Source organism: Pseudoflavonifractor sp. 524-17 (assembly GCF_009935845.1).
Classification (GTDB): domain Bacteria; phylum Bacillota; class Clostridia; order Oscillospirales; family Oscillospiraceae; genus Pseudoflavonifractor_A.
Map to the genome: position 1 here is coordinate 33,605 of NZ_QWEK01000013.1, position 21,419 is coordinate 55,023.

Consider the following 21,419-nt stretch of genomic DNA (forward strand, 5'->3'; position numbering starts at 1 on the left):
TATGCTGGCACTGACTGTTCGGGAGGGCGATTATATTACAATTGGCGACGATATCGTGGTACAGGTGGTAAAAACCGGGGAGCTGTTCCGCCTGGCCATTGACGCGCCGCGGAGCTTGGACATACGCCGGGGCAAAGTGCATGAAGCGCGTACCGGAAGCGTTCCCGCCGCCATTCAGAAGCTGCGGAATAAAACCGAGAGAAGCTAGAGGCTGCCTGCTAAAGGGCAGGACGCCCTCTCCGTTGGGCGCAACGGGCGCGGATAGGAGCTAAAATTGACATGACAGCGGGGATGGGTCAACGCCCATCCCCGCTGTTCTGATCTGTTTTACAGATTTTCCGCGAAAAACTGCTGGACTGCGGCGGCATTGGCATCCTCGCTGCCGCCCTCCACGGTGATGGTGACGGTTTCGCCGGACTTGATGCCCAGGCCCATGAGGGCCATCAGCTTGGTGGCGGCGGCGGATTTTCCGTCGGACTTGGACACGGTGACAGTGCTGTCCAGCCCCTTGGCGGCCTTGACCAGCAGGCCTGCCGGCCGGGCATGGACTCCCACAGGGTCGGTGATGGTGTAGGTGAACTGCTTCATAACAATCTTCCTTTCTATTATCCCTTTATCTCCAGCAGAGGAGCGCCGGCCTGGATCCTGCCCCGGGCTGTGGGGGCGACGCTCTGGTATTCGTCGGTGTTGCAGATGATCATGGGGGTGGTACACAGGTAGCCCGCGGCCTTGATGGCGTCCAGGTCGAAGGAGATGAGCAGGTCCCCCTGCTTCACCTTCTGGCCAGCCTGTACATGGGCGGTAAAGTGCTTGCCGCCCAGCTCCACGGTGTTGATGCCGATGTGGAGGAGAATCTCCACCCCGCCGGGAGTGACCAGGCCGATGGCGTGATGGGTGTCGAAGAGGTTGTCAACCTCGGCATCGGCGGGGGCGTACAGCTTGCCCTCGGCGGGCTCAATGGCCGCGCCCTGCCCCAGGATGCAGGCGGAAAAAGCGTCGTCCTGTACCTCGGCCATGGGGATCACAGTGCCATCCATGTGGGCGGCGAGGACCGCGCCGGTCTTGTGCTGTGCGGGCTTGGCGGCGGGAGCGGCTGTGGGGAGGGCTGTGCTGTCCAGCCGGTCGGAGGCAGGGGAGTCCATAAAGTCCTCTAGATTGGACTTAATCACCGCCACCTGGGGGCCGTAGACCACCTGGACGCCGTTGCCCTTGTGGATGACGCCGGAGGCGCCGGACTGCTTCAGCAGCGTGTCAGAGACCTTGTCCGGGTCAAGAACCGTAATGCGCAGCCGGGTGGCGCAGCAGTCCACGTCGGACAGGTTGCCCTTGCCCCCAAGGCCCTTGAGAATTAGGGCGGAGACAGGGTCGGAGCCGCCGGCCGCCGGAGTGGAGCCGTCCGGGCCCACGCCGGTCTTGGCCTTGAAGTCGGAACGGGTGAAGAGCTTGGTCTCCTCCCCGTCCTCCTCCCGGCCGGGGGTTTTCAGGTTCATCCTGGTGATCATAAAGTAGAAGGTGAAATAGTAGACCACAAAGTATACCGCGCCCACAATGGGAATCCAGATCCAGTGGGTCTTGCCGTTGCCCTGAAGAATACCGAAGAGAGTCAGGTCAATGACGCCGCCGGAGAAGGTCATGCCTACCCCTACGTTGAAAAGGTGCATCAGCATATAGGACAGGCCGGCATAGACACAGTGGACGGCATACATCAGGGGAGCCACAAAGAGGAAGGTGAACTCCAGAGGCTCGGTGATACCGGTGAGCATGGCAGTGAGGGCGGCGGAGATAAGCAGTCCGCCGGCTACCTTCCGCTTTTCCGGCTTGGCGGTCTTGTACATCGCCAAGGCCGCGCCAGGCAGGCCGAAGATCATGAAGGGGAACTTGCCGGCCATGAACCGGGTGGCCTCTACGGAGAAGACCTGGGTAGACTTGGAGGCCAGCTCCGCGAAGAAAATGTTCTGGGCCCCCTGGACGGTGACGCCGTCGATGACAGCAGTGCCGCCCACAGCGGTCTGCCAGAAGGGCATATAGAACACATGGTGCAGGCCGAAGGGGATAAGAGCCCGCTCCAGCAGGCCGTAGATCCAGGTGCCGGCGTATCCCGAGCGGATGACCAGGTCGCCCAGGGCGGCGATGCCCATCTGAACCACAGGCCAGAGGAAGAACATGACGATGCCTACCACCACGAAGACGGCGGTGCAGACGATGGGAACGAACCGGGTGCCGCCGAAGAAGGAGAGAACCTGGGGCAGCTGGGTCTTATAGAACCGGTTGTGCAGGGCGGCCACGCCCAGGCCCACGATGATGCCGCCGAACACGCCCATCTGCAGCGTGGTGATGCCCAGGGTGGAGGTGGTGGTGTTGGCGGCCATGGCCTCCACGCCGCCCCGGGCGGTGATCATGGCGGAGATGGCGGTATTCATCACCAGATAGGCGATGGCGCCGGACAGGGCGGCCACTTCCTTTTCCTTTTTGGCCATGCCGATGGCCACGCCCATGGCGAAGAGCAGGGCCAGATTGTTAAATACCGCGCTGCCGCACTGGTTCATGATGTCCAGAACGGTGTAGAGGATGCCCCCCTCGTAAATCACGCCGGTGAGGCCGTAGGTCTCCAGCATGGTCTGGTTGGTGAACGAGCTGCCGATGCCCAGCAGCAGTCCGGCCACCGGCAGCAGGGCGATGGGCAGCATGAACGAGCGGCCCACCCGCTGCAATACGCCAAAGATTTTGTCCTTCATAAATGTTCCTCCCTTTGTTACAGTATGGCCGAAATAATAAAAACCCATACTGCGCGCACCGGAATACCCGAGTACACACCGTATGGGTTTCGCCCGCTTGACCGGTCACGATCCCGCTATGTTTGGCTTAAATTGATCCGTTTCAGATGGATCGTAAGATAGATAAGCTCCTCGTCGGAGACGGTTTTCTGATAGGTGTTGCGGATGTATTCGCCAATGCACTGAGCGCATTTGTAGTGCCGCTTACAGCTGCGGATGATCATCTCCTGAAAATCCCTGTCGTATTCGTCTGCGTGTTGGGGAGCGGCCTGGAAGAGCCGCTGGGCGAAGTACCGCAAATGGACCACAAAACGGTTAAAGTCCAGGGACTCCCGGTCGAAGGTCTTTTGATAGAAGTACTCTGTTACCTCCAGCGCTCCCTCGATGAGCTTGGTGATGTCGTACATCACGCTCATACTGGTGTTCAGCTCCGCGTTAACGATGTGCATGGCGATGAAGGAGGCCTCGCTGGGGTTGAGCGCAAGCTCTGTCTCCTGCTGAATCATCCGCAGGCAATGCTGGCCCAGGTGGTACTCCGTGGGGTAGTAGCTCATAATGGCCCCCTGGAGGGGATTGGTAAACTCGACGCCCTTTTCCTTTCGCTTGATGGCGAAGCTGATGTGGTCGGCCAGGGTGATGAGCAGCGACTCGTTAAGAGGGGCGGTAATCCGGCTCTTGATAAGCTGGATGAGGTCTTCCGTAAGCTTCAGATGTTCCATGGGGATCTGCTCCACCAGCTCCCGCAGCCTGCGCTGCTCCGCCTTGCCCTCCATGTGGTAGGTCTTCTCAAAGAGCGCCGGATCCGCCCGCTCTCCAACCTTTCGCTGAAAGCCCAGCCCTTTGCCGGTGACAATCATCTCGCGGCCCTTTTCATCTACGACGCAGAGGATGTTATTGTTGATGACCTTCTTGATCCGCAAACCCTCTGCCCCCCCCCCTCAAAAAAACAGACCAACCCCATCCTGCATTCCCCGTATGTGATACAGAGACAAATTCAGACAGAGTTGGTCAAGCCCGGAAAACCGGTAACATTCCAACGTTGATAGAACTATGATAGCTTTTCTGTAAAAAGAAGTCAAGGAGAAGTTAAAAAGTCAGGCAGAATTCTGCTGTTTGCACAATTTGGAAACCAAATTTTTTTACACCTAATCTAAAAGAGGATGAGAATATAGAAGGAGACGATCCTCCGGGCGCGAAAAGGCCCAGGGGGAATGATTCTGTCCGGAGCGAAGAACCTGTATTCACAACCACAAAAGACCTTGACAGTCTAGTATTTCCCTGTTATGGATACAGGTTCTAAAACGCCCGGCGGAGAATGGCCAGTACATCCTCCTGTACCAGCAGCTTTGTCCCTTTGATGGGCCCCTCGGCCACCGCGCTGGCAGCCAGAGCATCCAAGGAATCCTCCTCCACGCCCAGTTCTCTCAAGGTGCGGGGCAGGCCGAGGGTGTCAAAGAGATAGTGGCGCAGGGCGTCAATGCCCGCCTGGGCGGTGGAAAAGGGGTCGCCGCCGGGGATATTCCAGACGTTGCGGGCGAAGTCCACGAAGTTGTCCACAGTTTCCCTGTCCAGTACGTACTCCATCCAGTGGGGAAGGATTACCGCGATGCCGGCGCCGTGGGGGACATTGTAAAAGGCGCTGACTGTATGTTCAATGTAGTGGGTGCTCCACTGAATGGACTTCCCATGGGCCAGCATACTGTTGATGGTCAGGGTGGAGGCCCACATGATATTGGCCCTGGCTTCGTAGTCGGAGGGGTGCTCCAGGACCGTATTGGTGTAGTGGATGACGGTTTTCATCATCCCTTCTGCCATCCGGTTTTGGACATAAGTGTCCGGCGTGTTGGCGAAATAGACCTCCATGGCGTGGCTGATGATGTCGGCGCAGCCGGCGGCAGTCTGAAAGCGGGGGACGCTGTAGGTGTAGGCGGGGTCCAGAATGGCAAATTTGGGGCGCACCCACTCGCTGAACAGGTGGAGTTTTTCCTTGGTCGCCCCGTTACTGAGTACGGCGGTATAGTCCATCTCAGAACCGGCGGCGGCCAGGGTAAGGATACTGCCCACGGGGAGGGCGGCTTTTACCTTCGCGTTGTCCAGGACCAGGTCCCAGGGGTCTCCGTTGTAGCAGGCGGCGGCGGCGATGCCCTTGGCGCAGTCAATGGCACTTCCGCCGCCGATGGCCAGCAAGACCTGAATGCTCTGGGTCCGGCACAGTGCCGCGCCCCGCTCTACCGTGGTAATGAGCGGGTTAGGCTCAACCTGGTCAAACAGAGTACAGGTCAGACCATCCTGATCCATCAACGCCAGGGCTTTCTGGAGAATTTGGGTCTCCGCCTCGCTGCGCCGCTGGTAGGTGACCACCATCACCCGGGTGCCGTAAGTCCGAACAGCGCCGGCCAGCGCCGCGATCTGTCCGGTGCCGAAATAGACCTTAGTTGGGATGTGCCAGATGAAATTGAGCATGGATAGTCCTCCTTTTTACACTGGTTTGACTGTATGGAGCGGGCCAGGCGCCCCCGAAACGCGCACAAAACCAAAGCTACCGGCTGCTTTTGTACCGTACCCCCAGACAGGCGGGCCGGGCGCTCCGACTTTTGAAGCTGGTGACCACAAGGGCGAGAATGGTGAGGGCGTACGGGGCCATCAGCAGAAACTGGTGAGGGATCAGGGCAGTGACCTGCATCAGCAGGGCCAGTGCCTCCAGAAAGCCGAAGAGCAGGGCGCCGGCCATGATATGCACCGGGTTCCATTTCCCAAAAATGACTAAGGCAAAGGCAATATACCCCCGTCCCGCCACCATTCCGGCGGTGTACTGATTGAAGATGGCAGTAGACAAATAGGTCCCCGCAATGGCGGAAAAGACGGCGCTGATGAGCACGCCGGCCAGGCGGAAGCGGTTGACCCGCACCCCCCGTGTTTCTGCCGCCTTGGGATTCTCGCCGCAGGCGATGAGAATAATCCCCGCCTTTGTGCGGCGGAAGAAGAAGGCGGAGCAGCCCACTAGAAGAAAGGTCAGATAGACCAGCCCATACTGCTGGAAGAGAATTTCACCTAAAAAAGGGATGTGAGACAGAAGGGGGATAGGCCGCAGGGGGAAGGTGCGTTCCGCCAGAGGCATAGTGGCGGGGACGCCGAAAGCCAGCCGGTAAAAGAAGCTGGAGCTGCCCAAAATCAGCAGGTTGAACGCGATGCCGGTAATGGGCTGATCCACGCCGAACCAGATGACCAGCCCGCCGTAGAGCAGCGCCGCAAGGAGACAGCCCCCCACGGCGGCCAGCAGTCCCAGCCAGGCGCTTCCGGTGTGGTAGTTAACCATAAAGGCGAGAAAGGCGCCCACGGTCATCATGCCCTCCAGCCCCAGATTGAGTACACCGGATTTCTGTGCGTACAGCTCCCCCAAAGCGGTACACAGATAAGGCACGGTCATCCGCACTGTCATAGCCAGCAGGCTGATCAGAATCAATCTCATACCGTCTCCCTCCCCATTGTCTTTTCCAGCCGGTACATGGCCAGCCGGTCGGCGCAGATGGCGGCCACCAAAAGCATCCCCTGCAATACGTCGATAATGGAGTCCGGCACGCCGGTCATCACCTGCATGGCGGTGGCGCCAGAGGAGAGGGCGCCCAAGAGCAGGCTGGCAGCGGCAATGCCAACGGGATTGAGGCCGCCCAGCTTCGCTGCCACAATGCCGGTAAAGCCGAAGTCCCGGTTGATTTGCAGGCTGAACCGGTACTGGGAGCCGGAAACCTGGCAGGCCCCCGCCAGCCCTGCCGCTGCGCCGGCGAAGAGCATAACAAAGAGAATCAGGCGCTGGCTGTCCATCTCCTTCAGCTTGAACCGGGTGGCCTGGGGACTCAGACCGAAGCAGCGGATCTCGTACCCCAGGGGCGTGCGGTCCAGATAGCATACCACTCCGAAAAGCAAAATCAGCAGTACAAAGCCCAGATGGATGGAAGTACCGGGAATTAGGACAGGCCACTTGGTGTTGTCGGAGATCATAGCGGTCCAGTTGAGCTTCATGGGGTCCTGCCATACCACCTCCAGCATGAAGGTGGCGAAATAGAGCATAACGTAATTGAGCATTACCGTGACGTAGATCTCGCTAATATTCAGCTTGGCCCGGAGCAAAGCGGCCACACCGCTCCACAGAGCCCCAAACAGCATGCCGAGCACAACGGTGAGAAGAATGGCCAGGGCCGGGGGCAGTTGGGTCAGATACAGTCCCACAAACACTGCCCCCAGCCCCCCCGCCAGCAGGCAGCCGTTGCCGCCCAGATTGAGGATGCCGGCCTTGAGACACACCGACATGCCAAGGCCGATAAGGAGGATGGGGAGGGTGCGCAGCAGGGTCTGAGAGATCTGGTACCGGTTGCCGAAGGCGCTGCGGAACAGCACCGCATAGGCGGCCAGGGGGTGATCGGTCATGGTGAGCATGATCAGGGCGTGGAGGCCAAAGCACAAAACCAGCACCCCGCCCAGGAGGGCCAGGCGCTTTGCCAGAGGACAGGACAGGTCCTCCCGGAAGCGGTAGGGGAAGTTCCATTTCATTGTGCCTCACCTCCATGGATCATCCAGCTGCCGATCTGGCTGAGAGAAAAATCTCCGTCAAAGATCCGCACCAGCCGGCCCTTGTAGAGTACGCCGATCCGGTCGGAAAGAGCGGCCAGCTCGTCCAGATCTTCACTGATCAACAGGCAGGCGGCGCCCTGTGCCCGGGCGGCGAGGAGCTGCTTCCAGATAAACTCCTCCGCGATGATGTCCAGCCCCCGGGTGGGCTGGGCCGCCACGATGAGCCGGGGCTGGCCGGATAACTCCCGGGAGAGGAGCAGCTTTTGCAGGTTCCCGCCGCTGAGGGCCTGGGCCCGGCAGCCCAGCTCCGCCGGGCGCACGTCATAGTCCTCCAGCTGCCGGGCGGCCAAAGGCGCGGCGGCCCTCCGGTTCAGTATCCCCCAACGGCGGAAACGCTTGTCCCAATGGCGTCCGAAGATGAGATTTTCCTCCAGCGTCATGGAACCGATACTGCCGTTTTGAATGCGGTCCTCTGGGATTTCCGCCACCTTCAGGGCGCTCCAGTCCCGGTAGTGGATTGTCTCTGAAATGGGCTGTCCGTGAATTTTAATCTGTCCGGCGGCGAGAGGCCGCAGGGCGGTAACCGCCTCATAGAGATCGGTCTGTCCGTTGCCGGAGACGCCGGCGATGCCAAAAATTTCGCCGCCGCGGACCTGGAAGGTGACGTCGGTCAGGGTCTGGAGGCGCTCACTGTTGCAGGCGGAGACCCGGTCCAGCTCCAGTACCGGCTTGCCCGGCGTTTTTGGGGGGTTCTCAACCCCCAGCTGGTGGTTGGAGCCGAGCATCATCTCCACCAGCTGCTCGTGGGAGGTCTCTCTGGCATAGACAGTACCAATCAGCTTCCCCCGCCGGAGCACAGAGATCCGATCCGCCGCCCGGTCAATCTCCTTCAGCTTGTGGGAGACCATGATCACGGTGATTCCGGCGCGCTTCATATCCAAAATGCGCTCCATCAGAAGTTCTGCCTGCTGCATGGTGAGCACCGCAGTGGGCTCGTCCAGAATGAGAATTTTACTGTCCAGAAAAAGGGCTTTTAGAATCTCCACCCACTGCTGCTCCCCCACCGACAGCTTCCAGATCTCCTTGTTTAAATCAATGTCCACATGGTACTGCTCGCACAGAGTCTGGGCCCGCTCCCAGGCCTGGCGGAGATCCAGAAGAGGTCCCCTGCCATAGTCCAGACCGAGGAGGAGGTTTTTGATGCCGGACAGGGTGGGCACCAGCATGAAGTGTTGGTGAACCATGCCGATGCTGTGTGCCGCCGCGTCCCGGGGAGAGCGGAAGCGGGCGGGCTGGCCGTTGAGGTAGATGGCGCCGGAGGTGGGCTGGAGACAGCCGTAGATCAGGTTGGCGAGGGTGCTCTTTCCGGCGCCGTTCTCGCCGAAGAGGACGTGTACCTCTCCCTGGTGAATGTCCAGGGAGATATGGTCGTTGGCAGTCAGGGGGCCGAAGCGCTTGGTAACTGCCTCCAGACGCAGAAGAGGGGGAGCGGCGGTGCGGTTTGCCATACAGATCACCTCATTTGCTGGGGAGAGGGCATGTTTCAATGCCCTCTCCGATGACTGCAGGATTCAGGAAATGTTTCTCTAGGGTTCAAAGGGAACAGAGATGGCGCCGGAGATGATCTGCCCCTCCACCTCTCTGGCCTTGGCGACAATGTCGGCAGGCACCACATCTTCGTTAATCATCACTTCACAGGTGCCGCTGGCCAGGGAACCCTCGTAAGAGGTATAGTAGCGGCACTCGAATTTGCCCTGACTGACCAGGTTGAATACCTCCTTCATCGTGTTGTCCCAGCGGATGATGGACTGGGCGATGACAGTATCTGGGGCGATCTCGCTCTGGTCCAGCTTCTCCGCCATAGCGTAGATCCCTGCCTCCTGACAGGCCTGGATGACGCCGTCCCGTTCGCCGAAGACCACATCCGCCCCCATGGAGATCTGGGAGTTGGTGCACTCCTTCGCCTTGACCGGGTCATACCAGGACTCGATATAGGAGACCACTACCTTACAGTCTGGGTTGACGGACTCCACCCCCCGCTGGAACGCGTTGAGTTCGCTGGTGACATTAGAGGTGGGCATGCCGCCAACAAAGCCCACTACATTGGTCTTTGTGATAAGGCCCGCGATGACCCCTTGGACATAACAGCCCTCATGGAGCGCCTGGTCATAGGCGCCGATATTGGGCTCCGGGGTCTCCCAGCCATTGCCGCCTCCCAGGAAAATGATGTTAGGGTACTCGTCCTTGATCTTGGGTACTGCGTCCCGGCAGACGCCGGCGTGGGCGATGATGATGTCATATCCGGAGTCGGCGCAGGTGCGCAGCACGGACTCCGCTGAGTCAGTGGTGGTGTTCTCAATATAGGTGAACTCAAAGGGTTCCCCGGCGTCCTTCAGGCGCTGGAGAGAGAGGGTCATGGCCCGGTTCCAGATGCTGTCGATGGTATCTGCTACGACAAGAACCACTTTCAGGCGATTGGGTCCGCTGTCCGGCGGGGCGGAGGAGGGGGCGGGAGCGCCGCTCTGACCGGGGGCGGCCTGGGGTTGTCCGCATCCGGCCAGCAGTGCCAGAGACAGCGCGGCCGCCAGAACAAGAGATAACACTTTTTTCATCAGAAACATCCTCCTTTGTTCATCTGGCAGATGGAAAGGAACCTGGACTCTACCAAGCTTCCAGCTTGGTGGAGGACTAGGTCGCGGGTCGGGCGCCTGCGGGGGGAGAGAAGGTGCGCTGCCGGTCGTAGCTGTATTCCGGCGGCAGCTGATCCCCTAGAGCAAGGGTGCCGCAGCGGATGATCTTGGCCAGTTCGGTTACTCGAACACCCAACATATAGGCGTTCTCCAGAACTTCCTCCTCCCGGTGAATGGCGCCGTCGTTGGCGACCTGAGCGCCAGTGCCGATATAGGCCTCTGGCATGTCCGAGGTGACGGGGACGCAGTTCATCAGAAGCAGGTGGGAATTGAGGTACTCCATCACCACCTCCTGTCCGCCGTAATGGGTGTTGCCTTGGACAATCGCGCCGCCTACCTTGAGCAGCCGGGGTACCTTGCCATTGGTTTGGCTGAAAATGATGGCCCCCAGCCGGGTGATAATGGCGTTCATGGCGCTGGGCATTCCCATGTGGAACAGAGGCACGGCATAGATAATGCCGTCCGAGCGGATCCACTGGTTGGCCAGGTCGTGGAGGTCGTCGTCGATGACGCAGTTGCCGGTTTTGGTGTGGTAGGCCTTGCAGCTCTCCCGGCAGTGCTCATAGCGCTTTCCCGCGATGTTGTAGACCACCGCCTCGCCCCCCAGGGCGCGCACTCCCTCTGCCGCCCGCTGGACAAAGGGGGCGGTATTGCTGTTGGCGCGGGGGCTGCCGTTGATAATCAGAATGCGGATATCAGAGGCGTCAAGGGCCATGATTTATCTCCTCCTCTTTCGGGGCCAGGTTGTACTCTTGAATAAGCAGATCCGCCAGCCAGACGGCCAGAGCGTCATAGAGGGCATCGCCCGCCTGAGAGGTGGCGAAGCTGGGGTCGCCGTCCTGGCCGGGGTGCCGGTCCGGCCAGTAGTCCATGGAAAGCGCCTGAATGGGCCGGTAGACCGCGCCGCCCAGCAGGGGCTCCGACGAGCAGGGCACCGGCTTAGGGGGGAAGGTGGGAATGTAGGATACCGCCCGATCCAGGTGAACCAGATCCGGGAAGGCGGCCAGGGCGCGGGAGGTTTCCCGCGCACCGCCGTGTCCGTCGGCGAAGTCCAGGGGGAGAATACGCCGCTGATCTCCCTGGTGGGGCAGCAGCCAGTTGACGCACATCACATCCAGGTCCCGCTCAATCTGTAATTCCTGCAAAGCCACCTGCATGGCGGGAATGTTTCCGTCGTGGCCCATCAGCAGGGCGATGTGCCGGAAGCCCATCTGCTGAAGGGCGGCGCAGATCTCCTTGAGCAGCAGCACCAGCGTCATAGGCTTGAGCTGTAAGCTCCCGGGGTAGTGCGTAGCCTCGGGGTGTACGCCATAGGGCACTGTAGGGCCAACCACCGCGCAGCACCCCCGGCGGGCCAGCTCCGCGCAGGCCCGGCAGGCCATTTCCTGGGCGATAAAGGTGTCCGTTCCCAGGGGAAGGTGGAAGCCATGCTGCTCAATGGCGCCCACGGGGACGATGCAGACATCGGTTTTTTTCAGGCAGTCGTCAACATCCTTCCAGGTCATCTCCTCAAAAAGGGGGATTCCCGTCTTACTGTACAAAATTGTGTCCCTCCTTTCTCAGCATCCGGTTTGTCAGGCGAAGATACATACGTCAGTGCCAATCCCCAGCTCCACTGCCCTGCGGTAGGCCTGGTAGGAGATGGCCACGTCGTTGGCCCCCATGCCCAGGTGGGTCATGACCGTGCGTTCCAAGGGGGATTCCCGGCCTGCTTTCCGGCCGCAGACGATTTCGCTGAGGTTGGTATAGACCTGGTCCATACCCAGACCGTACTGCTGCTGGAAGCTGTTGACAAAGTTGTAGCAGTCGGCCTCCTCGTTGCCCAGCACCCACTTGTCCACTCCGCGGAGAATATTGGGAATGTCGATATCCCACAGGCAGGTAGGGCACAGGTGGGCGCCGGGAGCGATCTGATCCAGGGTAATCAGGGGTTCCCGGCAGGTGGTGAGCATACAGATGATGTCCGCCCCCGTGACTGCCTGGGTGATGCTCCCGCATGGGACCACCTCAATGCCGTACTTCTCCTGGCCGTACGCCTGGAGAGCGGTCATAGCGTCGGGATTGAGGTCAAAAATCTGGACCCGCTTCAGGGGAAAGACGTTCAGCTCGCACATGGCGGACAGATGGGTCCGGCCCTGGACGCCGCAGCCCACGATGGCCAAGGCCTGGGAATCGCGGCGGGCCAGGTATTTTGTGCCGATGGCGGCCATGGCGGCGGTGCGCATTCCGGTGAGATAGGTGCCGTCCATAAAGGCGATGGGCATCATGGTCTCGGCGTCGTTGATGGTGGTGACTCCCACGGTGTAGGGCAGTCCCTTGGACAGGTTGCCCTCGCAGCAGCCCAGCCACTTGTCGCCCACCACGTTCCATGGCCGGATGTAGGCCGGGTGGGGCAGCAGAAAGCAGTAGTTCCCCTCAGAGGGATGGAGCACGTCGCAGGTGTTTTGAAACAGCTCCCCGGTGCCGATGAAGCGCAGGGCGTCCTCCACGGCGGCCAGGGCCATTTTGGTGTCGCAGACCTGCTCCAACTGGGATTTGGTCAGAATCTTGGTCTTCCATGTTTCAGCTTTTCCCATACTTGATTCCTCCATTCTATCTGATGACATCTCATGTTAGCAGCTGAGGTGTTCCAGCGCGGGGAAAGAGTGAAAAGCAGTACCAATCGCCAGGACATGATGGATTTGCAAGATAAAATTGCCGGCGGCCAAAGGCAGTTGTGGCCGCAAAAATTTGTGTTGCGGCGTTTGGTACAGTTTCTGAGTGTGTTCTTAAATGAGAACACTCCGGTGAGATATATTGCAGTATAATATAAATTTTGTTCTCTGTCAATAGAACTTGAGTAAGAGAGCATGTAGACTTTTTTGAGAAAAATGAGAGACAAATTATGGTATATTATAAATAAAGTTATGATATATAGAAAAAATAGAGAAGATAGGCAGAAAAAACAGCACATAACCGGTGTAAAACCGTGTTATGTGCTGTTCACTATATAAGAACAACTTTACTTAATATGTGGGCGGTGTGTTTACCTGGAAAAAGGAGGCCTCAGTGTCCTGCTCGTTGGCCACCTTGTGGAAGAAGGTAGAGCGGTAGTAGATCATGCTCCCCTCTGGGAGCTGGTAAGAGTAATCGTCTAGGATGACCGTAACAACCCCTTTCAAGGTGAGAATAAACTCTTCGCCGTAGTGGGAGGAGGGCGCGCCGGAGTCAGAGTGGGGGGGCAGGTGAGTAATAGAGACATGCATGGCGGCGCGGTTGCTGTACATAAGATATTCCTGTATGGCGGCGCCGGCGGCGCACTCATAGAGCACCCGGGAGTACCGGTCCTCCTTGGAGACAATGGTCACATCGTGCTCCAGACTGTCAGTGAGCAGGTCGGCCACAGGAGCGCCGATGGCCTCCGCGATTTTTTTCAGAGAGCTGATGGTGATATTGACCTTTCCGTTTTCGTAGTTGCTGAGATAGGACAGAGACAGGCCGGACTGGCTGGCGAGCTGCCGCAGCGTCATCCCCTTCAGCCGCCGCAGCCGCCGGACGTTGAGATGACTGGTATCCACACTGGGACTGCCGGATGCCTTACAGTGGGCGTCCGGGGGGGAGGGGGGAAGTTTCGGGATCTGCTGGTCGTGCTGCATGGCAGTGCCTCCGTTCTAAAAGTAAGCTGTGTCATATGCCAGGGGCGGTTTTCAAACCGACTCCAGAGAAAGCTGCTTGGATTACTCCACCAGGACCAGGCCTACATTCGTCAGCTCAGGGACCTCCTCCGGAGTGGAGGTATGGCCTGCGGGAGTGATCTCCCACCCCACGCTGCGGGCCAGGGCGAAGACGTGAATGCCGCATCCCTCCATAGAGCTGCGGCTTTTCAGGGGAAAGCGGCACTGGCCGCCGGGTTGAATGGCGGAGCACTCTGCGTTGGGACAGAATACCTTTTTGCACGGCCCATTGGCGAATGCCATGGCCAGAACGTGGCCGTCCCGGAACGCGGCTCGCTCTAAACGGCCGGCCACGCGGTACATCTCCCGCTGGACATCCCCGCCGGCGGCATGACCATAGTCGGCGTGCCTGGCGCCCAAAAGGGAGTCAGAGGGAAAACGCTTCATGAAGAGCACGCCGAATTCATAGCGGTCAATACACGCCTGCATTTCAGACAGGGGGGTGGCGTAGGGGGGACAGTTGCCGTTGCTGCCATAGTAGCCGCAGCGGGGGTACCGGCATTTCAGCCGCACCCGGGGGTCCAGCCGGATGAGAGAGGCGGGGATGACTTTGGCGTCTGTCATGCCAGCCTCCAGAGCCAGCTGGCAGTAGCGCCGCAAATCCTGCTGTAGATGACTGGTATTCACGAAACTCGTCTCCTTATCTAACAAAGATGCTCACCGGAGTTTCGATAAAAACACACTTTATAGTATAGTGCAAAAGAAGAGAAAAGTAAAGCCTGATTTTGTACAGCGCGGAAAGCGGGCGGTGTCTCTATGACACCGCCCGCTTTCCTTAAAACCAGCCTGTTAATAGTTGGTGATATACTTCTCCCGCTCCCAGGAGCTGACCCGGGTTTTGTACTCGTACCACTCCCGGCGCTTGCCCTGGATATAGTTGCTGGCCACGTGGTCTCCTAGGGCGTCCATAAGCAGGGTGTCCTTTTCCAGCTCTTTGATGGCGCTGGACAGGGAGTCCGGCAGGTTTTCGATGCCGTGGGCGGTGCGGGCGGCCTCGTCCATGGCGAAGATATTTTCCGTAATCTCCTCCGGGGGGGTGAGGCCCCGCTCAATGCCGTCCAGGCCCGCCGCCAGGCAGACGGCAAAGGTCAAGTAGGGGTTGCAGGACGGGTCAGGGGAGCGCAGCTCCACCCGGGTGGACTGGCCCCGGGCGGCGGGGATACGGATAAGGGCGGAGCGGTTGCTGGCGGACCAGGCCAGATAGCAGGGGGCCTCATATCCCGGCACCAGGCGCTTATAGGAGTTGACCAGAGGGTTAGCAATGGCCGAAATACCCTTTACATGGGCCAGGATGCCGGCGATAAAGCTGTAGGCCTCTTTGGACAGGCCCCGGCGGTCGTTGGGATCGTAGAACACATTCTCCCCCTTGCGGAAGAGGGACATATTGGTGTGCATTCCCGAGCCGCACACCCCATAGATAGGCTTCGGCATGAAAGTGGCGTGGAGCCCGTTTTTCTGGGCCAGCAGCTTCACCGCCAGCTTGAAGGTCATAATGTTGTCGGCGGCGGTGAGAGCGTCGGCGTATTTAAAGTCGATCTCATGCTGGCCGGCGGCGTTCTCATGGTGGCTGGCCTCGATCTCAAAGCCCATCTCCTCCAGATTCAGGCAGATCTCCCGCCGGGTGATCTCCCCGTGGTCCAGGGGGCCCAGGTCAAAATAGCTGGCCTCGTCGTTGGTCTCGGTGGTGGGATTGCCCTGCTCGTCGGTTTTGAAAAGAAAGAACTCGCACTCCGGGCCCACGTTGAAGGTGTCATATCCCATGGAGCGCATTTTCTCCATCATCCGCTTGAGCACGTTGCGGGGATCACCCATAAAGGGGGTGCCGTCGGTGTTGTACACATCGCAGATCAGCCGCACCGTCTTGCCGAACTGGGCCCGCCAGGGGAAGGTGATGAAGGTATTCAGGTCCGGATAGAGGCACTGATCCGACTCGTCGATCCGCACAAAGCCCTCCACAGAGGACCCGTCGAACATGATCTGGTTATTTACCGCCTTCTCTGCCTGGGAGGCGGTGAGGGCCACGTTTTTCAGCTGGCCGAAAATATCGGCAAACTGCATCCGGATAAATTTTACGTCCTGCTCTTTCACAATACGGATAATGTCTTCCTTGGTAAAGGCCATGGCGCTGTTTCCCCTTTCTCTCCGCGGCATATCGCCGTCCAATCAAAAAAGGGCGCTCCACTCCCCCGGGAGTGAGAACGCCCTTGCCCTCAACTTACGAACGGCCCTATTCTAACACAGGTTTCCCTCCTTGGCAAGTGGAAATTCCCGTTTGATTCCATCTTGCGTCCGCTGCCCGGGTGGAGTATAATCGCTGTATACACTGTACGTGGAGGATGCGTTTATGAAAGTCGGTATCATTCGATGCCTTCAAACAGAGGATTACTGCCCCGGCACCACCGATTTCAAGGCCATACGGGAAAAGACCGGCGCCTTCGCGGGGATCGATGAGGAGATTGAAATCATCGGCTTTATCAACTGCGGCGGGTGTCCCGCGAAAAAGTCCATACTCCGGGCGCGTGCGCTGGTCAAGCGGGGGGCGGATACCATCGCCTTTGCCAGCTGTATCCAGAAGGGCACGCCCATCGGCTACCCCTGCCCCTTCGCCAAAAAAATGCGGGATCTGATCGCCAAGGACCTGGGAGACGGCATCCGTATTTTGGATTACACCCACGAAGCGCGTAATTGAGAATTTTCCTCTTGCAATTTCCCCTATTTTCTGCTATCATATCATTCGATGCTTTTAATGAGCGTGATATTAACAAGCGAGGAGGTTCAAGCGAATGGCCAAATGTGAATTCTGCGACAAGGGCGTTGTGTTCGGCATCCAGGTCTCCCACTCTCACCGCCGCTCCAACCGGCCCTGGAAGCCCAACGTCAAGCGCGTTAAGGCGGTTGTCAATGGTACGCCCAAGCACGTCTATGTGTGCACCAGATGCCTCCGTTCGGGTAAGGTCACCCGCGCTGTGTAATAATTCATTATCACAGTCACTCAAAACGCGCCCATGCCGCTGCATGGGCGCGTCTTGTTGCCGAAAACACTTTTTCGACAGCCTGAAACATCCCCGGGCCCAGTCAATCGGGCCCGGGGATGTTTATTTTACGGCGTCCTGTTCTTACTCTGCCTCTGCCTCATAAATGGCTCTCATGGCCCGATAGGTCATATAGCAGTCCAGCTTGGCCACCGTCTCAAAGGGGGCGTGCATGGAAAGCACGGGGACGCCCGCGTCAATGGTGTCGATGTCCCGGTTGGCCATATAGCAGGCCACGGTGCCGCCGCCGCCGGCGTCCACCCGGCCCAGCTCGGCCATCTGCCAGATGACGCCGGTCCCGTCCAGCACTTTGCGGACGTAGGCCACCACCTCGGCGGAGGCGTCGGAGGAGCCGGACTTGCCCCGGGCGCCGGTGTACTTGGCCAGGCCGATGCCGAAGTTGACCATGGCGCTGTTGCGCTTTTCGTACACGTCGGCGTAATTGGGGTCGTAGGCGGCGGTCACGTCGGCGGAGAGGCAGAAGGATTTCTCATAGCACGCCTTCAAGGGCACTTTTTGGGTGTCGCACAGGTCGGACATAAAGGTATCAAAGGCGGCGGACTGCATTCCGCTGACACCCTCGGAGCCAATCTCCTCTTTGTCTGCCAGAATACATACGGCGGTGCGCTCCGGCGCAGAGAGCTCCAGAATGGCGGCCAGCTCCGCGTAGGCGCACACCCGGTCGTCGTGGCCGTAGGCGCCCACGAAGGAGCGGTCCAGGCCCACGTCGCTGGCCTGGAACGCGGGGACGGCCTCCAGCTCGGCGGAGATGAAGTCCTCCTCTACAATGCCGTATTTCTGGTTGAGCAGGTCCAGCACGGCAAGCTTGATCCGGTTGTCCCCCTCGTCGTCGGGGAAGGGCCGGCCCCCCACCAGGATGTTCAGCTTCTCCGCGGGGACCGCCTCGCCCAGGGGCTTTTTGGACTGCTCAGCCCCCAGGTGGGGGAGCAGATCGTTTACGGTAAAGACCGGGTCTCCGGGGTTGGCGCCAATGGCCAGCCGGCGCACGGAGCCGTCCTTCAGGGCCACCACGCCGTGGAGTTCCAGGGGAATGGTCACCCACTGGTACTTGCGGATGCCGCCGTAGTAATGGGTCTTCAGATAGGCCATGCCATCCTCTTCATAGAGCGGGTTGGGCTTCAGGTCCAGGCGGGGGGAGTCGATATGGGCGGCGCCGATGTTCACCCCTTCGCTCAGGGGCCTGCGGCCCACCACGGCCAAAGTGAGGGCCTTGCCCCGGTTGGAGCGGTAGATCTTATCCCCGGGCTTGAGCTCCATGCCCCGGACAAAGGGCTTAAAGCCACGGGACTCCGCCAGGCGGATGGCCTCGTCCACGCACTCCCGCTCCGTCTTGCCTGCGTCCAGGAAGTGCTTGTAGTCCTCACAGTAGGCCTGCATGGCGCCCTCTTCCTTAGCGTCCAGACGGTCGTATCCGTGCTTGGGGGCGTAGCACAGCGCCTCCCGGCGCAGCTCGCCCACGGTTTTCTTTTTCTCTTCCATGGGAATATCCTCCTTTATGTGCAGAGTGCCTGCCTGGTTCCCCAAACAGGCCGATCTGGTTCCACTATCCTAACACAATTTTCCGGCGATTTCCAGAGAGATTTGCCGGATTGCTATCCCTCCAGCAGTTGGCGGAACAGCGCCGCCGCCCGGGCCCGGAAGGTTTCCGGGGTGTCTTCCCGTGTATTTTCTAAAATGTGGCTGCACTGGGCCTGATAGAAGGCCGCGGGGGGCTGGGCCGCCGCCCGGCGGCGGGCGTAGTCCTCCGAAATGCCCTCCCGGGCCATGATCCGCCGGATGCGCAGGTCCTCTGGGGCCAGCACTCCCACCACGGCGGCGCACTGCTCCCCGACGCCGCTTTCAAAGAGGGCGGCGGCGTCAATCACCGCCGCGATCCGGCCCTCCGCCTCCGCCAGGGCACACCGGCGCTCCAGCTCCGCCAGGATAAAGCGGTGGGTGATTTGATTCAGCTCCGCCAGGGCGGCCGGGCGGCCGAAGACCTGTAATCCTAGCTTTTTCCGGTCAATTCCGCCCGTTTTGTCCAAAATTTCCCTGCCAAACTGATCGGTGAGGGCTCTTTGCAGACGCCTGTCCTCCGCCAGCAGCGCATGGTAGACCTGGTCCCCGTCCAGCAGGCAGACATTGTGGCCCGCCAGCGCCTGGAGGGCGGTGGTCTTTCCTGCCCCGGTGGGGCCGGTGATGCCGATCTTTTTCACGGTCTGTCATTCCTCCAGGTCAGCGTCTACAATGTGGAACCCCGCCGCCTTGTTCAGCCGGTTGGACACCGCCAGACCGATCCCCTCCACCGGGGGGCACTGGGCCCAGATCCGGGTCACCGGGGTGCGGTCAAAGGCGCGCAGGGCGTCGAAGACCCGCCGGGCGTGCTCCGCAGCCTCCCCCGCCGGGCCGATGGCCTCCACGTTGCAGCCGGGAAAGCGATCCCGGTACTCGTCAAAGCAGATTACGCCGCTGTCCGCCGTCAGATGGGCGGCGATATAGGCGGCGCTCCGCCCTGGCTCTCCCCTTACGACAGTCACTGGCGCCTTGGGGGCGTAATGCCGGTACTTCATGCCGGGGGCTTTGGGCTGCTCCCCCGCCCTCATCAGGCGCAGGACCGCCGGGTCTACTGCTACAGGACCCAAGACCTGTTGAAGCTGCTCCAAAGTGACCCCGCCGGGGCGGAGCAGCCGGGGGGGGGCGGCGGTGAGGTCCACAATGGTGGACTCCACCCCCACCTGGCAGGGACCACCGTCCACAATGGCGTCGATCTTTCCCTCCATGTCCTCCAGCATATGGGCGGCAGTGGTGGGGCTGGGCCGGCCGGAGGTATTGCCCGACGGCGCCGCCGCCGGCACCCCGGCGGCGGACAGGATGGCCCGGCACACAGGATGGGCGGGGCAGCGCATCCCCACAGTGTCCAGTCCCGCCGTGACGGCGTCAGGCACAATCGCCCTGCGGCGGAGCACCATAGTCAGCGGCCCAGGCCAGAACCGCTCCGCCAGAGCGTAGGCGCTGGGCGGCACCTGGACGCAGTACTGCTCCAGCCAGTCCGCGCAGGGGATGTGGAGGATGAGGGGATTATCCTGGGGGCGGCCCTTGGCACGGAAGATGGCGGCCACCGCCGCCGGGTCCAGGCCGTTGGCCCCCAGGCCGTACACCGTCTCTGTGGGGATACCCAGCAGCCCCCCGGAGCGCAGCACGGCGGCGGCGGCGGGGACGTCCTCCGGGGTAAGCTGTCGTGTCTTCACAGCTTCCACCGTCAGCCGTACAGGGGGGCGGATACCCCTGCCAGCTCAATGGCCGTGTCTTTGGGAAAGCCCCGCTCCTGGAGGAAGCTGCGCACCGCCAGAATGCCGTACTTGGGATTGGCCCGCTCGTCCTCCAGCTCCACCTCCACAAAGCCGCCCCCGGCCCCCAGGCCGGAGCCGGTGAGCCAGCCGTCCTCCTCCAGCACCTGGGCCAGCTCTGCTTTCATCTGATCGAAACTCATGCCCGCCGGCAGGGCGGTAAAATGGATGTTCAGCTCCATACAGACGCTCCTCTTTCCTAATTTTCTTCCCCCGCCTTGAGGCGCTCCGCCTGGTCGGCGGCGGCCAGGCCGTCGATGATTTCGTCCAGATCCCCGTCCATCACCCCGTCAATCTTGTACAGGGTGAGGCCGATCCGGTGATCTGTCACCCGGCCCTGGGGGAAATTATAGGTGCGAATGCGCTCATTGCGCATTCCCGATCCCACCTGGCTGCGGCGCTCAGCGGTAAATTCGCTGCTCACCCGCTCCTGTTCCGCCTCATAGAGCATGGAGGCCAGAATGCGCATAGCCTTGTCCCGGTTCTGGAACTGGCTGCGCTCCTGCTGGCACTCCACCACCGTGCCGGTAGGCTTGTGGATGAGGCGCACGGCGGAGGAGGTCTTATTCACGTGCTGCCCTCCCGCGCCGGAGGAGCGGAAGACCTGCATCTCCACGTCGGCGGGGTTAATCTGCACGTCCACCTCCTCCATCTCCGGCAGCACCGCCACCGTGGCGGTGGAGGTGTGGATGCGTCCGCCGCTCTCGGTCTCCGGCACCCGCTGCACCCGGTGGACGCCGCTTTCAAACTTCAGGCGGGAGTAGGCCCCCTCCCCCTCAATGACCATGGACAGCTCCTTGATGCCCCCCAGCTCAGTCTCGTTCACGTTGGCCAGCTCCACCTTCCACCCCCGGGCCTCGGCGTACATGGAGTACATCCGGTGGAGGGAGTGGGCGAAGAGGGCGGCCTCCTCGCCGCCCACCCCGGCCCGGATCTCCATAATCACGTTTTTTCCGTCGTTGGGGTCTTTGGGCAGCAGCAGAATTTTCAGCTCCTGCTCCAAAGCCGCAATGTCCTGCTTGGCTTGGGCGAACTCCTCCTTGGCCATTTCGGCCATCTCCGGGTCGCCCATCAGGGCCTCGGCGTCCAGCAGGTCCAGCCGGCGCTGGTTTTGCCGCCGGTAGGCGGACACCACCGCCTCCAGCTCCCGCTGTTCCCGGTTCAGCTTGGCCACCAGCGCCGGATCCTGATAGGTCTCCGGGGCGTTGAGCTGGGCCTCCAGCACCTGATAGCGCAGGTCCAGCGCCTCTAATTTATCCCGCATGGCGTCTCCTCATTTCTTATTCTGAATTCT

Annotated in this window: 22 protein-coding genes; 3 read left to right on the forward strand and 19 right to left on the reverse strand. The window is 60.4% G+C overall.

Annotation, left to right across the window (positions count from 1 at the left end; all coding sequences use genetic code 11):
- Position 1: 1 nt before the first annotated feature.
- Positions 2-208: a carbon storage regulator gene (locus D1159_RS05125; protein WP_161844610.1), complete on the forward strand. Its 207-nt coding sequence runs from the start codon at positions 2-4 to the stop codon at positions 206-208.
- Between the two features lie 119 nt (positions 209-327).
- Here the strand turns inward: D1159_RS05125 and D1159_RS05130 are convergent, their stop codons facing one another.
- The 14 genes from D1159_RS05130 to glnA form a co-directional block, all read right to left on the reverse strand.
- Complete coding sequence (locus D1159_RS05130; RefSeq protein ID WP_161844611.1) at positions 328-588, reverse strand: HPr family phosphocarrier protein; 261 nt, start codon at positions 586-588, stop codon at positions 328-330.
- A 17-nt stretch (positions 589-605) separates the two neighbouring features.
- Entirely contained in the window at positions 606-2,735 is a 2,130-nt protein-coding gene (locus D1159_RS05135) for a PTS transporter subunit IIABC (protein WP_161844612.1), read from the reverse strand.
- Between the two features lie 116 nt (positions 2,736-2,851).
- On the reverse strand, positions 2,852-3,694 hold the full coding sequence (locus tag D1159_RS05140; protein WP_161844613.1) for a PRD domain-containing protein: 843 nt from the start codon (positions 3,692-3,694) through the stop codon (positions 2,852-2,854).
- Between the two features lie 376 nt (positions 3,695-4,070).
- Complete coding sequence (locus D1159_RS05145; RefSeq protein ID WP_161844614.1) at positions 4,071-5,237, reverse strand: iron-containing alcohol dehydrogenase; 1,167 nt, start codon at positions 5,235-5,237, stop codon at positions 4,071-4,073.
- 76 nt (positions 5,238-5,313) lie between these two features.
- Entirely contained in the window at positions 5,314-6,243 is a 930-nt protein-coding gene (locus D1159_RS05150) for an ABC transporter permease (protein WP_161844615.1), read from the reverse strand.
- Entirely contained in the window at positions 6,240-7,322 is a 1,083-nt protein-coding gene (locus D1159_RS05155; RefSeq protein WP_161844616.1) for an ABC transporter permease, read from the reverse strand. The genes D1159_RS05150 and D1159_RS05155 overlap by 4 nt, the downstream gene beginning before the upstream one ends.
- The gene (locus D1159_RS05160) at positions 7,319-8,851 is read right to left on the reverse strand and encodes an ABC transporter ATP-binding protein (protein ID WP_161844617.1); all 1,533 of its coding nucleotides are present in this window, start codon (positions 8,849-8,851) and stop codon (positions 7,319-7,321) included. The genes D1159_RS05155 and D1159_RS05160 overlap by 4 nt, the downstream gene beginning before the upstream one ends.
- Before the next feature lie 78 nt (positions 8,852-8,929).
- Complete coding sequence (locus D1159_RS05165) at positions 8,930-9,955, reverse strand: BMP family protein (RefSeq protein ID WP_161844618.1); 1,026 nt, start codon at positions 9,953-9,955, stop codon at positions 8,930-8,932.
- Between the two features lie 76 nt (positions 9,956-10,031).
- On the reverse strand, positions 10,032-10,748 hold the full coding sequence (locus D1159_RS05170) for a flavodoxin family protein (protein ID WP_161844619.1): 717 nt from the start codon (positions 10,746-10,748) through the stop codon (positions 10,032-10,034).
- On the reverse strand, positions 10,738-11,574 hold the full coding sequence (locus tag D1159_RS05175; RefSeq protein WP_161844620.1) for a creatininase family protein: 837 nt from the start codon (positions 11,572-11,574) through the stop codon (positions 10,738-10,740). Before D1159_RS05175 ends, D1159_RS05170 begins: the two co-directional genes overlap by 11 nt.
- A 33-nt stretch (positions 11,575-11,607) precedes the next feature.
- Positions 11,608-12,609 carry an ornithine cyclodeaminase family protein gene (locus tag D1159_RS05180; protein ID WP_161844621.1) on the reverse strand — a complete coding sequence of 334 codons (1,002 nt, stop codon included), beginning with the start codon at positions 12,607-12,609 and terminating at the stop codon, positions 11,608-11,610.
- A gap of 429 nt (positions 12,610-13,038) precedes the next feature.
- Entirely contained in the window at positions 13,039-13,668 is a 630-nt protein-coding gene (locus D1159_RS05185; RefSeq protein ID WP_161844622.1) for an XRE family transcriptional regulator, read from the reverse strand.
- Between the two features lie 81 nt (positions 13,669-13,749).
- A complete protein-coding gene (locus D1159_RS05190) occupies positions 13,750-14,373 on the reverse strand; it encodes a DUF2284 domain-containing protein (protein WP_161844623.1) in 624 nt (207 codons plus the stop codon).
- Between the two features lie 162 nt (positions 14,374-14,535).
- Positions 14,536-15,867 carry a type I glutamate--ammonia ligase gene (gene glnA, locus D1159_RS05195; RefSeq protein ID WP_161844624.1) on the reverse strand — a complete coding sequence of 444 codons (1,332 nt, stop codon included), beginning with the start codon at positions 15,865-15,867 and terminating at the stop codon, positions 14,536-14,538.
- A gap of 223 nt (positions 15,868-16,090) precedes the next feature.
- Between glnA and D1159_RS05200 the strand changes: the two genes are divergently transcribed.
- Together D1159_RS05200 and rpmB are read left to right on the forward strand one after the other, a co-directional pair.
- Positions 16,091-16,435, forward strand: coding sequence for a CGGC domain-containing protein (locus tag D1159_RS05200; protein WP_161844625.1), 345 nt, complete (start codon positions 16,091-16,093; stop codon positions 16,433-16,435).
- 94 nt (positions 16,436-16,529) lie between these two features.
- Positions 16,530-16,718: a 50S ribosomal protein L28 gene (gene rpmB, locus D1159_RS05205; RefSeq protein ID WP_101693494.1), complete on the forward strand. Its 189-nt coding sequence runs from the start codon at positions 16,530-16,532 to the stop codon at positions 16,716-16,718.
- 144 nt (positions 16,719-16,862) lie between these two features.
- Here rpmB and D1159_RS05210 read toward each other — a convergent pair whose 3' ends face one another.
- From D1159_RS05210 to prfA, 5 genes are all read right to left on the reverse strand, one after another.
- A complete protein-coding gene (locus D1159_RS05210; RefSeq protein ID WP_161844626.1) occupies positions 16,863-18,278 on the reverse strand; it encodes an aminopeptidase in 1,416 nt (471 codons plus the stop codon).
- Positions 18,279-18,391: 113 nt separating this feature from the next.
- Positions 18,392-18,994 carry a dephospho-CoA kinase gene (coaE, locus tag D1159_RS05215; protein ID WP_161844627.1) on the reverse strand — a complete coding sequence of 201 codons (603 nt, stop codon included), beginning with the start codon at positions 18,992-18,994 and terminating at the stop codon, positions 18,392-18,394.
- Between the two features lie 6 nt (positions 18,995-19,000).
- The gene (locus D1159_RS05220; RefSeq protein WP_161844628.1) at positions 19,001-20,026 is read right to left on the reverse strand and encodes an L-threonylcarbamoyladenylate synthase; all 1,026 of its coding nucleotides are present in this window, start codon (positions 20,024-20,026) and stop codon (positions 19,001-19,003) included.
- Between the two features lie 11 nt (positions 20,027-20,037).
- Positions 20,038-20,307 (reverse strand): hypothetical protein, encoded by a 270-nt coding sequence (locus D1159_RS05225; RefSeq protein WP_161844629.1) that lies wholly within the window; start codon positions 20,305-20,307, stop codon positions 20,038-20,040.
- Between the two features lie 17 nt (positions 20,308-20,324).
- Positions 20,325-21,389: a peptide chain release factor 1 gene (gene prfA, locus D1159_RS05230; RefSeq protein WP_161844630.1), complete on the reverse strand. Its 1,065-nt coding sequence runs from the start codon at positions 21,387-21,389 to the stop codon at positions 20,325-20,327.
- Positions 21,390-21,419 lie beyond the last annotated feature (30 nt).

What these genes read in the sequence shown, in the direction of transcription:
- D1159_RS05125 (WP_161844610.1), top strand. Translation starts at nt 2, where the DNA reads ATGCTGGCACTGACTGTTCGGGAGGGCGATTATATTACAATTGGCGAC.
- D1159_RS05165 (WP_161844618.1), bottom strand. Translation starts at nt 9,955, where the DNA reads ATGAAAAAAGTGTTATCTCTTGTTCTGGCGGCCGCGCTGTCTCTGGCA.
- D1159_RS05155 (WP_161844616.1), bottom strand. Translation starts at nt 7,322, where the DNA reads ATGAAATGGAACTTCCCCTACCGCTTCCGGGAGGACCTGTCCTGTCCT.
- D1159_RS05160 (WP_161844617.1), bottom strand. Translation starts at nt 8,851, where the DNA reads ATGGCAAACCGCACCGCCGCTCCCCCTCTTCTGCGTCTGGAGGCAGTT.
- glnA (WP_161844624.1), bottom strand. Translation starts at nt 15,867, where the DNA reads ATGGCCTTTACCAAGGAAGACATTATCCGTATTGTGAAAGAGCAGGAC.
- D1159_RS05130 (WP_161844611.1), bottom strand. Translation starts at nt 588, where the DNA reads ATGAAGCAGTTCACCTACACCATCACCGACCCTGTGGGAGTCCATGCC.
- D1159_RS05135 (WP_161844612.1), bottom strand. Translation starts at nt 2,735, where the DNA reads ATGAAGGACAAAATCTTTGGCGTATTGCAGCGGGTGGGCCGCTCGTTC.
- D1159_RS05150 (WP_161844615.1), bottom strand. Translation starts at nt 6,243, where the DNA reads ATGAGATTGATTCTGATCAGCCTGCTGGCTATGACAGTGCGGATGACC.
- prfA (WP_161844630.1), bottom strand. Translation starts at nt 21,389, where the DNA reads ATGCGGGATAAATTAGAGGCGCTGGACCTGCGCTATCAGGTGCTGGAG.
- D1159_RS05145 (WP_161844614.1), bottom strand. Translation starts at nt 5,237, where the DNA reads ATGCTCAATTTCATCTGGCACATCCCAACTAAGGTCTATTTCGGCACC.
- D1159_RS05225 (WP_161844629.1), bottom strand. Translation starts at nt 20,307, where the DNA reads ATGGAGCTGAACATCCATTTTACCGCCCTGCCGGCGGGCATGAGTTTC.
- D1159_RS05180 (WP_161844621.1), bottom strand. Translation starts at nt 12,609, where the DNA reads ATGGGAAAAGCTGAAACATGGAAGACCAAGATTCTGACCAAATCCCAG.
- D1159_RS05210 (WP_161844626.1), bottom strand. Translation starts at nt 18,278, where the DNA reads ATGGAAGAGAAAAAGAAAACCGTGGGCGAGCTGCGCCGGGAGGCGCTG.
- rpmB (WP_101693494.1), top strand. Translation starts at nt 16,530, where the DNA reads ATGGCCAAATGTGAATTCTGCGACAAGGGCGTTGTGTTCGGCATCCAG.
- D1159_RS05200 (WP_161844625.1), top strand. Translation starts at nt 16,091, where the DNA reads ATGAAAGTCGGTATCATTCGATGCCTTCAAACAGAGGATTACTGCCCC.
- D1159_RS05170 (WP_161844619.1), bottom strand. Translation starts at nt 10,748, where the DNA reads ATGGCCCTTGACGCCTCTGATATCCGCATTCTGATTATCAACGGCAGC.
- D1159_RS05185 (WP_161844622.1), bottom strand. Translation starts at nt 13,668, where the DNA reads ATGCAGCACGACCAGCAGATCCCGAAACTTCCCCCCTCCCCCCCGGAC.